At 74.6% G+C, this 16,041-nt stretch carries 1 protein-coding gene; it reads right to left on the reverse strand.

What is annotated here, in order from left to right:
• Nucleotides 1-6: 6 nt before the first annotated feature.
• A complete protein-coding gene (locus JQX11_RS29345) occupies nucleotides 7-16,023 on the reverse strand; it encodes a type I polyketide synthase (protein ID WP_204928170.1) in 16,017 nt (5,338 codons plus the stop codon).
• Nucleotides 16,024-16,041 lie beyond the last annotated feature (18 nt).

A 16,041-nucleotide genomic window follows, 5' to 3' on the forward strand; every position in this document is an offset into this window, starting at 1 on the left:
GTGTCGTCACTGCGCGATCCAGTCCCGTACCACCCCGGCGGTCGTGGCGACCTGGCCCTCCATCATGGTGAAGTGGTCGCCGGGCACCTCCCGGAGCGTGTGCGGGGTCTCCCAGGTGGCCCGCCACCCGTCGTCGTCCCCGCCGGCCACGATGGACTCCTGCGGCCGGACGAAGAGCACCGGCGTGTCGATCTCCTCCACCGGGCAGCTCTGCAACAGCCGGACGTAGCGGCCCATCGCCGACAGCCGGGCGCTGCTGAACTCGCCGAAGGTGGCCTCCCGGTCCAGCAGCGAGTCGAGCATGTGGGTGAAGAACGTCGCCGTGGTGCTGCCGGTGGTGAGGTAGGTGTCCAGCAGCACGACCCCGGCCGGGCCGTGCCCCTGCCGCTCCAGCTCACCGGCGGTGGCGTGGGCGAACAGCCCGCCGGAGGAGTAGCCGACGATGACGTACGGCCCCTGCTCGGCGATCGGGCGGACCATCTCGGCGAAGACCCGTACCGCCGCGTCGGCGGAGGCGGGCAGGCTCTCGTCCCGGCCGAAACCGGGCACCGGCAGGGTCCACACGTCCCGGGTGCCCCCGAACTCGGCGGTGAACCGGGCGTACTGCTGGTCGCCGCCGAGTGCCATCGGCGACGGGAAGCAGATGATCGCCGGCCCCTGGTCGCCCCGGGCGAGCCGGCGCGGGGCGGGGACCTGCGGCAGGTCGGCGGGCCCGTCGAAGGTGGGCCGGATGTCGGCCACCGCGTACAGCAGGGACAGGCCCTGCTGCACCCGGCCGCTCTTGACGGCGGTGCGGAACAGCGCGCTCATCGTGTCGGCGGCGGCGTCGGGCGTGCCGGCCCGCTCCTCGGCCGGTGGCGCGGCCAGCTCGGTGCGCAGCAGCGCGGCGAGTTCGTCGACGCTGCCGTGGTCGAAGACCACCCCGGTGGCCAGTCGCAGCCCGGTCGCCTCGTTGAGCGCGGTGCGCAGCTCCATCGCGGTGAGCGAGTCGAAGCCCAGCTCGACGAAGCGCAGCGCCGGGTCGAGGTCGTCGGCGCCGCCGTGGCCGAGCACGGCCGCGGCGCGCGAGCGGACCAGGTCGGCCAGCAGCGCCTGCTGGCCGTCGGCGTCGAGCCCGCCGAGGGTACGCCGCAGCGCCGCCGGGTCGGGCCGGTTCGTTGCCGACGCGGCCCGCCGGGTCGGGGTGACCAGGGCCCGCAGGATCGCCGGCACCTCGCCGCCCGCCGGGGTGCCCAGGTCGGCCTTGACCGGGACGAGCACCGCCTCGGTACGGGCCAGCGCCGCGTCCAGCAGGGCCAGCCCCTCCGCGGTGGACATCGGCAGCACACCGCCCCGCGACATCCGGGCCCGGTCGGTGCCGCCGAGGTCGTCGGCCATCCCGCCGCCGGCCCACGGCCCCCAGGCCAGGGACTGGGCGGGCAGCCCGGCGGCCTGCCGCGCGCCCGCCAGCGCGTCGAGGAAGGCGTTCGCCGCCGCGTAGTTGCCCTGCCCCGGGCCACCGAGCACGCCGGCCGCCGAGGAGAACAGCACGAACGCGGTGAGGTTCGCGTCGCGGGTCAACTCGTGCAGGTGGGTGGCGGCGTCGACCTTGGGGCGCAGGACCGCGTCGAGGCGGTCCCGGGTCAGCGACGGGATGATCCCGTCGTCGAGCACCCCGGCGGCGTGCACCACCCCGGTCAGCGGGTGCCCGGCGGGCACCCCGGCGAGCAGCGCGGCGACCGCCTCCCGGTCGGCCAGGTCGCAGGCGGCTACGGTGACCTCCGCTCCCCGGGCGGTGAGGTCGTCGCGCAGCGCGGCCATTCCGTGGGCGTCCGGCCCGCGCCGGCTGGCCAGCAGCAGGTGCCGCACCCCGTACGTGTCGACCAGGTGCCGGGCGACGAGCCCGCCGAGGGTGCCGGCGGCCCCGGTGAGCAGGACGGTCCCACCCTCGGTGAAGGCGCTGCCGGGGGTACCGTCGGGCGCGGTGGCGGGCACCAGCCGGGCGGCGTGGGCGACGCCCTCGCGGACGACGAGCTGCGGTTCGCCGCCGGCCAGCACCGCCGGGAGCGCCTGGGCCGACCCGTCGTGGTCGTCGAGGTCGACCAGGACGATCCGGCCCGGGTTCTCCGACTGGGCGGACCGGACCAGACCCCAGACCGCCGCGGCGGCCGGTTCGGTGACCCGGGTGCCCTGCGCACCGTGGGTGAGCACCAGCAGCCGGGACGACGCCAGCCGCTCGTCGGCGAGCCAGCCCTGCAGCAGGGTGAGCAGCTGACCGGTGGTGTGCCGGGCACCGGCGGCGAGGTCCCGGGAGTCGGGTTGCACGCTGGCGACCAGCACCACGTCCGGTGCGACCCCGCCCGCGTCCAGGGCGGCGGTGAGGGCGGTCAGGTCGGGGTGGGTCTCGGCGAGCAGGCCGACGGTGTCGAGCGCGGCGGCCACCTTGAACTCGTCGACGCCGACCAGTGCCCACCGGCCGGTGGCCGGGGTGGCGGGCAGCGGCACCGGGGTCCAGTCGACCCGGTAGAGGTGGTCCTGCCGGCTGGCGCGGGCGGCGGTGAGCTGGCCCGTGTCGATCTCCCGCAGCACCAGCGAGTCGACCCGGGCGACGGGTGCGCCGCTGCGGTCGGTGAGGGTAAGGGCGACCTCGTCGGGGCCGGCGGGGGTGACGGTGACCCGCAGCGCGTCCGCCCCGGTGGCGTGGACGGTGACCCCGGTCCAGGAGAACGGGACGCCGGGCCGGCCCTCGCCCCGGCTCAGCCCGACGGCGTGCAGGGCAGCGTCGAACAGGGCCGGGTGCAGGTGGAACCGGTCGGCGTCGAGCACGTCGGCGGGGAGCGCCACCTCGGCGTACACCTCGTCGCCGTGCCGCCAGGCGGTCCGCAGGCCCTGGAAGACCGGGCCGTAGACCAGTCCGGCGTCGGCCATCCGCTCGTAGATCCCGTCGACGTCGACGGGGGTGGCGGCGGCCGGCGGCCAGGCGGTCGCCGGGTCGGCCGGTGGAGCGGTCGGGGGCGGGGTGAGCAGGCCGGTCGCGTGCCGGGTCCACGGCGCGTCCCGGTGCCGGGAGTAGACGGTGACCGGCCGGCCGCCGTCCTCGCCGGGTGCGCCGACGGCCACCTGCACCTGGACGCCGTCGTCGTCGGGGACGACCAGTGGCGCCTGGAGGGTGAGTTCGGCCAGCCGGCCGCAGCCGACCTGGTCCCCGGCCCGGACGGCGAGTTCGACGAGTCCGGTGCCGGGCAGCACGATCGTGTCGCCCAGCGTGTGCTCGGCCAGCCACGGGTGGGTACGCCGGGACAGCAGGCCGGTGGCGATCAGCCCGTCGGTGTCGGGCAGGGTGGTGACGGCCGACAGCAGCGGGTGCCCGGCGTCGAGCAGGCCGGCGGCGGTGACGTCCCGGTCCGCGCCGGTGTCCTGCATCCAGTAGTGCTGGTGCTGGAAGGCGTAGGTGGGCAGGTCGACGGTCCGGCCACCAGGGTTGACGGCCGTCCAGTCGAGGTCGACACCGCTGATCCACGCCTGCGCCATCCCGGTGGCGTACGCGGCAACCTGCTCCCGGTCACGACGCTGCACCGCGATCGCCACCGCGTCGTCGACGCAGTCGGCGACCATCGCGGTGAGCACACTGTCCGGCCCGATCTCGACGAACCGGGTCACCCCCCGGGCGGCGAGAGCGGCCACCGCGTCGGCGAACCGCACGGTCCCCCGCACCTGACCCTGCCAGTATTCGACCGAACCGAGTTCGTCGTCGCCGGCCAGGTCACCGGTCGCGGTCGACACCAGCGGGATACCCGCCGGGCTGGCGGTGACGCCGTCGAGGACCAGCCCGTAGCCGGCCAGCATCGGGTCCATCAGGTGCGAGTGGAACGCGTGCGACACCCGCAGGCGACGCGTCTTCACCTCCAGGGACGCTTCCAGGGCGGCGATCTGCTCCTCGGTGCCGGACACCACCACCGCGCGGGGGCCGTTCACCGCCGCCACGTCGATGTCACCGAGGTCCAGCTCGGCAAGCGGCGCGGCGATGGCCAGCATCGCCCCACCCTCCGGGAGGGCCTGCATCAGACCACCCCGGGCCGCGACGACCCGGCAGGCGTCCTCCAGGGACCACACACCCGCGACGTGTGCGGCGGCCAGCTCACCGATCGAGTGACCGGCGACGAAATCGGGCTTGAGGCCCCAGGACTCGGCGAGACGGAACAGGGCCACCTCGACCGCGAACAGGGCCGGCTGCGTCCACCCCGTCTGGTCCAGGACACCGTCCGGGTCGGTGAACATCACCTCCCGAAGGTCACCGTCGAGCAACGGCCCGAACGCCGCACACACCTCGTCCAATGCCTGCGCGAACACCGGGAACGCTTCCGCCAGCTCACGACCCATCCCGACCCGCTGCGCGCCCTGACCGGTGAACAACACCGCCGTACGGCCCGTGGTGATCCGGCCCGACAGGCCACCACTCGAGGTCAGGGCCTCCAGGGAAGCGGCCAGGTCGGCGGCCGTACCACCGACGGCGACCGCCCGGTGGTCCAGGGCCGCCCGACCGACAGCCAACGAGTGCCCGACGTCGACCGGCCGTTCGTCGGTCAGGAAGTCACGCAGGCGGCCGGCCTGGGCGGTGAGGCCGGTGGTGGAGCGGCTGGCGAGCGGCCAGAGCACCACGGCCGGTGCCGGCGTCGGTTCGGGTGCCGCGACGGGCTGCGGGTACTCCTCGACGATGACGTGGGCGTTGGTGCCGCTGATGCCGAACGACGACACCGCCGCCCGACGGGGGTGGCCGTTGGCGGGCCAGTCGACGGCCTCGGTGGCGAGCCGTACGTCGCCGGAAGACCAGTCCACGTGCGGGCTCGGCGCGTCCACGTGCAACGTACGCGGCACCACCCCGTGCCGCATCGCCAACACCATCTTCATCACACCCGCCACACCGGCCGCCGCCTGCGTGTGACCCAGGTTCGACTTCACCGAACCCAACCAGAGCGGCTGCTCCCGATCCCGACCGTACGTCGCCAGAATCGCCTGCGCCTCGATCGGATCACCCAACGTCGTGCCCGTGCCGTGCGCCTCCACCACGTCCACCTCGGCCGCCGACACCCGGGCGTTGGCGAGGGCCTGCCGGATCACCCGCTGCTGCGCCGGCCCGTTGGGGGCGGTGAGGCCGTTCGACGCGCCGTCCTGGTTGACCGCCGAGCCCCGGACGAGACCGAGGATCGTGTGTCCGTGCCGACGGGCGTCGGAGAGGCGTTCGAGCACCAGCACGCCGACGCCCTCGGACCAACCCGTCCCGTCGGCCGCCGCCGCGAACGGCTTGCACCGACCATCAGGCGCCAACCCCCGCTGCCGCGAGAACTCCACGAACGTCTCCGGCGTCGCCATCACCGTCACCCCACCGGCCAACGCCAGATCACACTCACCCGACCGCAACGCCTGACCCGCCAGATGCATCGCCACCAACGACGACGAACACGCCGTGTCCACGGTGACGGCGGGGCCTTCGAGGCCGAGGGTGTAGGCGATCCGTCCGGAGACGACGCTGCCGGCGCTGTGCCCGGTCACGTAGTCGTGGTACATGAGGCCGGCGAAGACGCCGGTGGCGGAGCCGCGTACCGAGGAGGGGTCGATACCGGCCCGCTCGAACGCCTCCCAGGAGACCTCCAGCAGTTGCCGCTGCTGCGGGTCCATCAGCACGGCCTCGCGGGGCGAGATGCCGAAGAAGGCCGGGTCGAAGCCGGCCGCGCCGGGCAGGAAGCCGCCCTGGTCGGCGTAGCTGGTGTCGGGGCGGGTGCCGGTCGGGTCGTACAGCCGAGCCAGGTCCCAGCCCCGGTCGGTGGGGAAACCGTCGATGGCATCGACGCCGTCGGCGACGAGCCGCCACAGGTCCTCCGGGGAGGACACCCCGCCGGGGTAGCGGCAGGCCATCCCGACGATCGCCACCGGCTCGTCGCCGAACACCGTGGTGGCGCTCTGTCGCTCCTGCGGCACGTCGAGCGCGCCGCTCAGCTCGCCGTACAGGAACCCGGCGAGGGCCACCGGCGTCGGGTAGTCGAAGATCAGGGTGGCCGGGAGCCGCAGGCCGGCCGCCGTGGAGAGCGCGTTGCGCAGCTCGACGGCGGTGAGCGAGTCGAAGCCGAGGCTCTGGAAGGTGCGGTCCGCCTCGACCGCGTCCGGGCCGGCGAGGCCGAGCACGGCGGCGACGTGGGTGTGCACCAGGTGCCGGACGGCACCGGCCCGCTCCTGCTCCGGCAGGCCGGCCAGCCAGTCGCTGCCCGCCCGGTCGACGGCGCTGGCGGCGGTGGCCGTGCGCCGGGTCGGCCCGGTCAGGGCCCGGAACACCGGGGGCAGCCGGTCGCCGAGCGTACGCAGCGTCGGCACGTCGAGCCGGGCCGGGACGAGGGTGGCCGGTCCACCGGCGACGGCGGTGTCGAGCAGCGCCAGCCCGTCGGCGGTGGTCAGCGGCAGCACCCCGCCCCGGGACATCCGCTCCCGGTCGGCATCGGCGAGCCGGTCGGTCATCGCCGAGCCCCCGCCCCACAGGCCCCACGCCAACGACACCGCCGGCAACCCGGCGGCCCGACGGGTGGCGGCGAGCGCGTCGAGGAACGCGTTCGCCGCCGCGTAGTTGCCCTGCCCCGGCGCACCCAGCACCCCGGACAGCGACGAGAACAGCACGAACGCCGACAGCTCCCGGTCCCGGGTCAGCTCGTCGAGCAGCCACGCCGCGTCCACCTTGGGCCGCAGCACCGCCGAGACCCGCTCCGGGGTCAGCGACGACACCACGCCGTCGTCGAGCACGCCTGCGGTGTGCACCACGGCCGACAGGTCCGGCACGCCGGCCAGGACGGCGGTCAGCTGGTCCCGGTCGGCCACGTCGCAGGCGACCAGGTCGACCCGCGCGCCGGCGGCGCTCAGCTCGGCGACGAGGTCGTCGGCACCGGCGGCGGCCGTGCCGCTGCGCGACAGGAGCAGCAGCCTCGGCACGGCGTGCGCCGTCACCAGGTGCCGGGCCACGGCCGCGCCGAGGGCACCGGTCGCGCCGGTGACCAGCACCGTGCCGCTGCCGTAGAGCGGGGCGTCCGACGGGGTGGCCGGGAGGGTCCGGCGGACGATCCGGGGCACCCGGACGACGCCGTCGCGGATCGACACCTGCGGGTCGCCGGCGGCCAGGGCCGCCGGCAGGACGTCGTCGGGCCGGTCGGTGTCGGCGTCGACGAGCAGGATGCGGTCGGGGTTCTCCGCCTGGGCGGAGCGCAGCAGCCCCCAGACCGCCGCGCCGGCCAGGTCGGTCACGTCGTCGCCGACGGCGTGGCGGGTGAGGACGACAAGCGGCGCGGGGTCGTCCCCGGCCAGCCAGCGCTGGGTGACAGCGAGCACCCGGTGCACCTCGGCGTGCACGTCGGCGGTGCCGCCGGCCCGCAGCACCACCGCGTCGGCGGAGCCGCCGTCGGTCAGGCCAGTCGGGGTGGCACCGACGGTGTCGGGGTGCCAGGTCCAGGTGGTGGCGGTCGGGGTGACGGTGACCGGTTGCCAGTCCAGGCCGAAGAGCGCGTCGGCGACGCCGGCGCCGGCGGTGACCTGCACCGGGCGGAGCACCAGCGACCGTACGGTGGCCACGGGCGCGCCGACCGCGTCGGCGACGGCGATCCGGACCCCGCTGCCGGCCGGGGTGAGCCGGACCCGCAGGCTGGTCGCGCCGGTGGCGTGCAGCGTCACCCCCGACCAGGCGAACGGCAGGCCCCGGGGGGTGTCACCGTCGGCGCGGGTGAGGACGTGCAGGCCGGCGTCGAACAGGGCCGGGTGCAGGCCGTAGCCGTCGCTCTCCGTACCGTCGGGGAGGTCGACCTCGGCGAAGAGTTCGTCACCGGCCCGCCAGGCACGGCGTAGGCCCTGGAAGACGGGGCCGTAGTCGAGGCCGCCGGTGGCGAGGTCGTCGTAGAGACCGGCCAACGGCAGCGGCTCGGCGTCGGCGGGGGGCCACGCGGTGAGCGCGACGCCGGGGGTGTCCCCGGCGGTGAGGACGCCGGTGGCGTGCCGGGTCCACGGGACGTCGTCGCGTTCCCGGGAGTGCACCAGGACGGCCCGGCGGCCGGTCGGGTCGGGCGTCTCCACGGCGACCTGCACCTCGACGCTGCCGGCGGCGGGGACGACGAGCGGCGCGTGCAGGGTCAACTCGTCGAGCAGGCCCACGCCGACCTGGTCACCGGCGTGGATGGCGAGTTCGACCAGGCCGGTGCCGGGGAACACGACGGTTCCGCCGACGGCGTGGTCGGCGAGCCACGGGTGGGTGTGCAGCGACCACCGGCCGGTGAAGACGACGCCGTCGGTGTTGGCCAGCGGCACGGTGGCGTCGAGCAGCGGGTGGGTGGCGGCGAGCAGGCCGGCGCCGACGAGGGCCGGGTCGTACAGCCAGTAGTGCTGGCGTTGGAAGGCGTAGGTGGGCAGGTCGACCTGCCGGGCGGCGGGGTGGATGGCCGTCCAGTCGAGGTCGACGCCGGTGGTCCACGCCTGCGCCATCCCGGTGGCGTACGCGGCCACCTGCTCCCGGTCGCGACGCTGCAACGCAATCGCCACCGCGTCCTGCACGCAGTCGGCGACCATCGCGGTGAGCACACTGTCCGGCCCGATCTCCACGAACCGGGTCACACCCCGGGCCGCCAGAGCGGCCACCGCGTCAGCGAACCGCACCGTGCCCCGCACCTGACCCTGCCAGTACCCGACGCTACCCAACTCGGCATCGCTGGCCAGGTCACCGGTCGCGGTCGACACCAGAGGGATGCCCGCCGGGTTCGCGGTCACGCCGCCGACGACCTGCCCGTACTCGGCCAGCATCGGGTCCATCAGGTGCGAGTGGAAGGCATGCGACACCCGCAACCGACGCGTCTTCACCTCCAAGGAGGCTTCCAGGGCGGCGATCTGCTCCTCCGTGCCGGACACCACCACCGCACGGGGACCGTTCACCGCCGCCACGTCGATGTCACCGAGGTCCAACTCGGCAAGCGGCGCGGCGATCGCCAACATCGCCCCACCCGCCGGAAGAGCCTGCATCAGACCACCCCGCGCCGCCACCACCCGACACGCATCCTCCAGCGACCACACCCCAGCCACATGCGCGGCAGCCAACTCACCGATCGAATGACCCGCCACGAAGTCCGGCTTCAGACCCCACGACTCCGCGAGACGGAACAGGGCCACCTCGACCGCGAACAACGCCGGCTGCGTCCACCCCGTCTGATCCAGCACACCATCCGGGTCGGCGAACATCACCTCCCGCAGATCACCACCCAACAACGGCCCGAACGCCGCACACACCTCATCGAGGGCCTGCGCGAACACCGGGAACGCTTCCGCCAGCTCACGACCCATCCCGACCCGCTGCGCACCCTGACCGGTGAACAACACCGCCGTACGACCGGTGGTCAGGTGGCCGTGCACACCCTGGCCGGCGGCGAGGGCGCGGAGACCGGCGACGCCGTCACCGACGGCCACCCCCCGGTGCTCCAGGGCCGCCCGGCCGGTGCCGAGGGTCAGCGCCACGTCGGCGGGGTTCAGGTCGGCGTCGGCGAGGAAGTCGGCGAGGCGGGCGGCCTGGGCGGCGAGGCCGCTGGCCGACCGGCCGGACACCGGCCACAGCGGCACCGGCGTCGGGGCCGGCGGGGCGGGCGGCGCGGTTTCGGGGGCCTGTTCCAGGATCAGGTGGGCGTTGGTGCCGCTGATGCCGAACGACGACACCGCCGCCCGACGGGGCCGGTCCAGCGCCGGCCAGCCCACCTCGTCGGTGGCGAGCCGCACCTCGCCGGAAGACCAGTCCACGTGCGGGCTCGGCGCGTCCACGTGCAACGTACGCGGCACCACCCCGTGCCGCATCGCCAACACCATCTTCATCACACCCGCCACACCGGCCGCCGCCTGCGTGTGACCCAGGTTCGACTTCACCGAACCCAACCACAACGGCTGCTCCCGATCCCGACCGTACGTCGCCAGAATCGCCTGCGCCTCGATCGGATCACCCAACGTGGTGCCCGTGCCGTGCGCCTCCACCACATCCACCTCGGCCGCCGACACCCCGGCGTTCGCCAGGGCCTGCCGGATCACCCGCTGCTGGGAGGGACCGTTCGGGGCGGTCAGCCCGTTCGACGCGCCGTCCTGGTTCACCGCCGAACCGCGAACCACGCCCAGCACCCGGTGCCCGTTGCGCACCGCGTCGGACAACCGCTCCAACACCAGCACGCCGACACCCTCGGACCAACCCGTCCCGTCGGCCGCCGCCGCGAACGGCTTGCACCGACCATCAGGCGCCAACCCCCGCTGCCGCGAGAACTCCACAAACGTCTCAGGCGTCGCCATCACCGTCACCCCACCGGCCAACGCCAGATCACACTCACCCGACCGCAACGCCTGACCCGCCAGATGCATCGCCACCAACGACGACGAACACGCCGTGTCGACCGACACCGCCGGCCCCTCCAGCCCGAGCGTGTACGCCACCCGGCCGGTGACGACACTGCCGGCGCTGTGCCCGGAGACGTAGTCGTGGTACATCACCCCGGCGAACACGCCGGTGGACGAGCCGCGCAGGGTGCCCGGGTCGATGCCGGCCCGCTCGAACGCCTCCCACGACACCTCCAGCAGCAGCCGCTGCTGCGGGTCCATGATCACCGCTTCGCGGGGGGAGATGCCGAAGAAGACCGGGTCGAACTCGGCGGCGTCGGTGAGGAACCCACCCCTGTCCACGTACGTGGTGTCGGGGCGGGTGCTGGTCGGGTCGTACAGCCGGGCCAGGTCCCAGCCCCGGTCGGTGGGGAAACCGTCGATGGCGTCCGCGCCGTCGGCGATCAGCCGCCACAGGTCCTCCGGCGAGGTGACGCCGCCGGGGTAGCGGCAGGCCATCCCGACGATCGCCAGCGGCTCGTCGTCGGCGACGGTCGTGGCGACCTTCCGGACGGCGTCGACGCCGTCCGGGCCGGCGATCTCGCTGAGCAGGTGCCGGGCCAGGTCACGCGGCGACGGGTAGTCGAAGATCAGGGTGGCGGGCAGCCGCAGGCCGGTGGCGGCGGAGAGCCCGTTGCGCAGTTCGACGGCGGTGAGCGAGTCGAAACCCAGCTCCTGGAACGCCCGACCGGCGTCGATCCGTTCGGCGGAGGCGTGCCCGAGCACCGCCGCCACCTGGCTGAGGACCAGGGCGGTCGCGGCGCGCTCGCGTTCCTCGGTGGACAGTGCGGCGAGGTCCGCCGCCCACCCGGTGGTGACGCCGGCGGCGGCACGGGCGGCCGTACGCCGGGCCGGGCGGACCAGGCCGTGGAACGGCAACGGCAGGTCCTCGCCGAGGGTACGCAGGGCGGCCAGGTCGAGCCGGGCCGGCACCACGGTCGGGTGCGGGTTGGCCACGGCGGCGTCGAGCAGGGCCAACCCGTCGGCGGTGGCCAGCGGCAGCACCCCGCCCCGGGACATCCGCTCCCGGTCGGCATCGCCGAGCCGGTCGGTCATCGCCGAACCCTCGCCCCACAGGCCCCACGCCAACGACACCGCCGGCAACCCGGCGGCCCGACGCGACACCGCCAACGCGTCGAGGAACGCGTTCGCCGCCGCGTAGTTGCCCTGCCCCGGCGCACCCAGCACCCCGGACAGCGACGAGAACAGCACGAACGCCGACAGCTCCCGATCGCGGGTGGCCTCGTCGAGCAGCCACGCGGCGTCCACCTTGGGCCGCAGCACCGCCGACAGCCGGGCGGCGGACAGCGACGACACCACGCCGTCGTCGAGCACGCCTGCGGTGTGCACCACCGCCGACAGGTCGGGGCGGGCGTCGAGGAGGGCCGTCACCTGTGCCCGGTCGGCCACGTCGGCGGCGACCAGGTCGACCCGCGCGCCGGCTGCGGTCAGCTCGGCGACCAGGTCGTCGGCCCCCTGCGCGGCGGGGCCCCGGCGGGACACCAGCAGCAGCCGGGTGACCTCGTGCGTGGTCACCAGGTGCCGGGCCACCGCTGTGCCGAGGGCACCGGTCGCGCCGGTGACCAGCACCGTGCCGGTACCGAACAGCGGGGTGTCCGGGTTGGCCGGTTCGACGAGCTGACGGGTGAGCCGGGGCACCGAGACCACGCCGTCGCGGACCCGTACCTGCGGCTCGCCGGTGGCCAGGGCCAGCGCGAGCGTCCCGGCCACGTCGGCGGCCGGGTCGGTGTCGACCAGCAGCAGCCGGTCGGGGTTCTCGGCCTGCGCCGAGCGGAGCAGACCCCAGACGGCCGCCCCGGTCAGGTCGGTCCCGTCGTCGCCGACGGCAAGCCGGGTGAGCACCACGAGCCGGTGGGTGTCGGGGCCGGCCAGCCACTCCTGCACCAGGCCGAGGACCCGGTTCACCTCGTCGTGCACGGCTTGCGGGCCGGTGACGTCCCCGGCGCTGCCGGCGGTCAGCACCAGCAGGTCCACGTCGGGGGTGGCCGGCGCGGTGCCGGTGGCCGGGTGGTGGGCCCAGGCGGGGACGACCGTGCTGGTGGGGGTGCCGATCTCCTGCCAGGTCAGGTCGAACAGCGCGTCGGCGACCCCACCGGGGCGGGTCACCTGGACGGGCCGCAGCACCAGCGAGTCGACGGTGGCGACGGGTGCGCCGACCGCGTCGGCGACCGCCACCCGTACCCCGGAGCCGACCGGGGTGAGCCGGACCCGGACCCCGGCCGCGCCGGTGGCGTGCAGGGTGAGGCCGGTCCAGGCGAACGGCAGACCCCGGAAGGTGTCCCCGTCGGCGAGGCCGAGGGCGTGCAGGCCGGCGTCGAGCACGGCGGGGTGCAGGCCGAACCCGTCGGCGTCCACCCCCTCCGGCAGGGTGACCTCGGCGAAGAACTCGTCGCCGCGCCGCCAGACCCGGCGCAGGCCCCGGAACACCGGGCCGTAGACCAGGCCGCCGGTCGCCAGGTGCTGGTAGAGGTCGTCGGTGGGCACCGGCTCGGCGTCGGCCGGCGGCCACTGGGTGAGTGCGGTCCCGGTGGTACGGGGGCCGGGGGCGAGCACCCCGCTGGCGTGCCGGGTCCACGGGGCGTCGGCGTCGGCGCTGCGGGCGTACACCTGGAGGGTGCGGGTGCGGTCGGTGCCGGCGGGGCCGACGACGACCTGGAGCTGGACGCCCCCGTGTTCGGGCAGGACCAGCGGGGCTTCGATGGTCAACTCGTCGACGGTCTCGACGCCGACCTGCGCCCCGGCGTGCAGGGCGAGGTCGACGTAGCCGGTGCCGGGGAAGACCACCGCGCCGTCGACGGCGTGGTCGGCGAGCCACGGGTGCCGGTCGAGGGAGAGCCGGCCGGTGAGGACGGCCCCGTCGGCGTTGGCGAGGGTGACGGCCGCGCCGAGCAGCGGGTGGTCGGCGGAGTCCAGGCCCATGGCGGTGGCGTCACCGGGGTCGGCCGTGGCGTCCAGCCAGAACCGCTGGTGTTGGAAGGCGTAGGTGGGCAGGTCGACGGTCCGGCCGCCGGGGTTGACGGCCGTCCAGTCGAGGTCGACGCCGCTGATCCACGCCTGCGCCATCCCGGTGGCGTACGCCTCGACCTGCTCGCGCTTGCGGCGCTGCAACGCAATCGCCACCGTGTCCTGCACGCAGTCGGCGACCATCGCGGTGAGCACACTGTCCGGCCCGATCTCCACGAACCGGGTCACACCCCGGGCCGCCAGAGCGGCCACCGCGTCGGCGAACCGCACCGTGCCCCGCACCTGACCCTGCCAGTACCCGACGCTACCCAACTCGGCATCGGTGGCGAGATCACCGGTCGCGGTCGACACCAACGCAACACCCGCCGGGTTCGCAGTCGCGCTCTCCACGACCTGCCCGTACTCGGCCAGCATCGGATCCATCAGGTGCGAATGGAACGCGTGCGACACCCGCAACCGACGCGTCTTCACCTCAAGACGGGACTCCAGGGCGGCGATCTGCTCCTCGGTGCCGGACACGACCACCGCGCGGGGGCCGTTCACGGCCGCCACGTCGATGTCACCGAGGTCCAACTCATCCAGCGGCGCGGCGATCGCCAGCATCGCCCCACCCGCCGGGAGGGCCTGCATCAGACCACCCCGGGCCGCCACGACCCGACACGCGTCGTCGAGGGACCACACACCCGCGACGTGTGCGGCGGCCAGCTCACCGATCGAGTGACCCGCCACGAAGTCCGGCTTCAGACCCCACGACTCCGCGAGACGGAACAGGGCCACCTCGACCGCGAACAACGCCGGCTGCGTCCACCCCGTCTGATCCAGAACACCATCCGGATCGGCGAACATCACTTCCCGCAGATCACCATCCAGCAACGGCCCGAACGCCGCACACACCTCGTCCAGGGCCGCCGCGAACACCGGGAAGGCTTCCGCCAGGTCACGACCCATGCCGACCCGCTGCGCACCCTGACCGGTGAACAACACCGCCGTACGGCCGGCGACGGTCCGACCCGACAGGCCACCGCCGGCGGCCAGGGTCTCCAGGCCGGCCATGTCGTCACCGAGCACGACACCCCGGTACGCGCCGGCGGCCCGGGTGGTGCCCAGCGAGAACCCGACGTCGACCGGACGCTCGTCGGTGAGGAACTCCCGCAGCCGGGCGGCCTGCCCGGCGAGCGCCGCCGCCGACCTGCCGGACAGCGGCCAGAGCACCACCGGCGGCTCGGCGGTCTCGTCCGGCGCGACGGTCTCCACCGGGGGTGCCTGCTCCAGGATCACGTGCCCGTTGGTGCCGCTCACCCCGAACGACGACACCCCGCCCCGGCGCGGCTGGCCGTGGTCGGGCCACTGCCGCGCCTCGGTCAGCAGTTGCACGGTGCCGGCGGACCAGTCGACGTGGGTGGACGGCTCCCCCACGTGCAGGCTCTTGGGCAGGACGCCGTTGTGCAGCGCCATCACCATCTTGATCACGCCGCTGACGGCGGCGGCGGCCTGGGCGTGGCCGATGTTCGACTTGACCGAGCCGAGCCAGAGCGGCCGGTCCGCCGGCCGGTCGCGCCCGTACGTGGCGATCAGCGCCTCCGCCTCGATGGGGTCACCGAGGGTGGTGCCGGTGCCGTGCGCCTCGATCAGGTCGACGTCGCTGGAGGTGAGCCCGGCGTTGGCGAGCGCCTGGAGGATGACCCGCTGCTGGGCCACCCCGTTGGGGGCGGTGAGCCCGTTGGACGCGCCGTCCTGGTTGATCGCGGAGCCCCGGATGACGGCGAGCACCCGGTGGCCGTTGCGCTGGGCGTCGGAGAGGCGTTCCAGCAGCAGCATGCCGACGCCCTCGCCCCAGCCGGTGCCGTCGGCGTCGTCGGAGAACGGCTTGCAGCGGCCGTCGGAGGCGAGCCCCCGCTGCCGGCTGAACGCGACGAACGCGCCGGGCGTCGACATGACGGTGACGCCACCGGCCAGGGCCAGCCCGCACTCCCGCTGCCGCAGCGCGTGCGCGGCCAGGTGCAGCGCGACGAGCGACGACGAGCAGGCGGTGTTGACGGTGACGGCCGGTCCCTCCAACCCGAGGCTGTACGCGACCCGGCCGGAGATGACCGCCCCGGAGCTGCCGGTGCTCATGTACGCCTCGACCGGCTCGGGCAGCACGGTGAGCCGGTCCCAGTAGTCCTGGCCGCCGCAGCCGACGAAGACACCGACCGGGCCGCCGCGCAACGTGTCGGGGTTGATGCCGGCCCGCTCGCACGCCTCCCAGCTGGCCTCCAGCACCAGCCGCTGCTGCGGGTCCATCGCCAGCGCCTCGCGGGGCGAGATGCCGAAGAACTCGGCGTCGAACTCGTCGGCGTCGTGGACGAACCCGCCCTGTTGGACGTAGCTGCTGCCGGCGGCGTCCGGGTCGGCGTCGTAGAGGGCGGCGGTGTCCCAGCCCCGGTCGGTGGGGAACTCGCCGATGGCGTCGACGCCGTCGGCGACCAGCCGCCACAGGTCCTCGGGTGAGTTGACCCCACCCGGGTAGCGGCAGGCCATGCCGACGATCGCGATCGGGTCCTGCTCCTGCGACTCGACCTCGCGCAGCCGCTCCCGGGTGCGGTGCAGATCGGCGGTGACCCGCTTCAGGTACTCGAGGAGCTTCTCTTCGTTCGCCATCCGAACCTCACCAAACTC

This window comes from Micromonospora humida (assembly GCF_016901255.1).
Taxonomy (GTDB): domain Bacteria; phylum Actinomycetota; class Actinomycetes; order Mycobacteriales; family Micromonosporaceae; genus Micromonospora; species Micromonospora wenchangensis.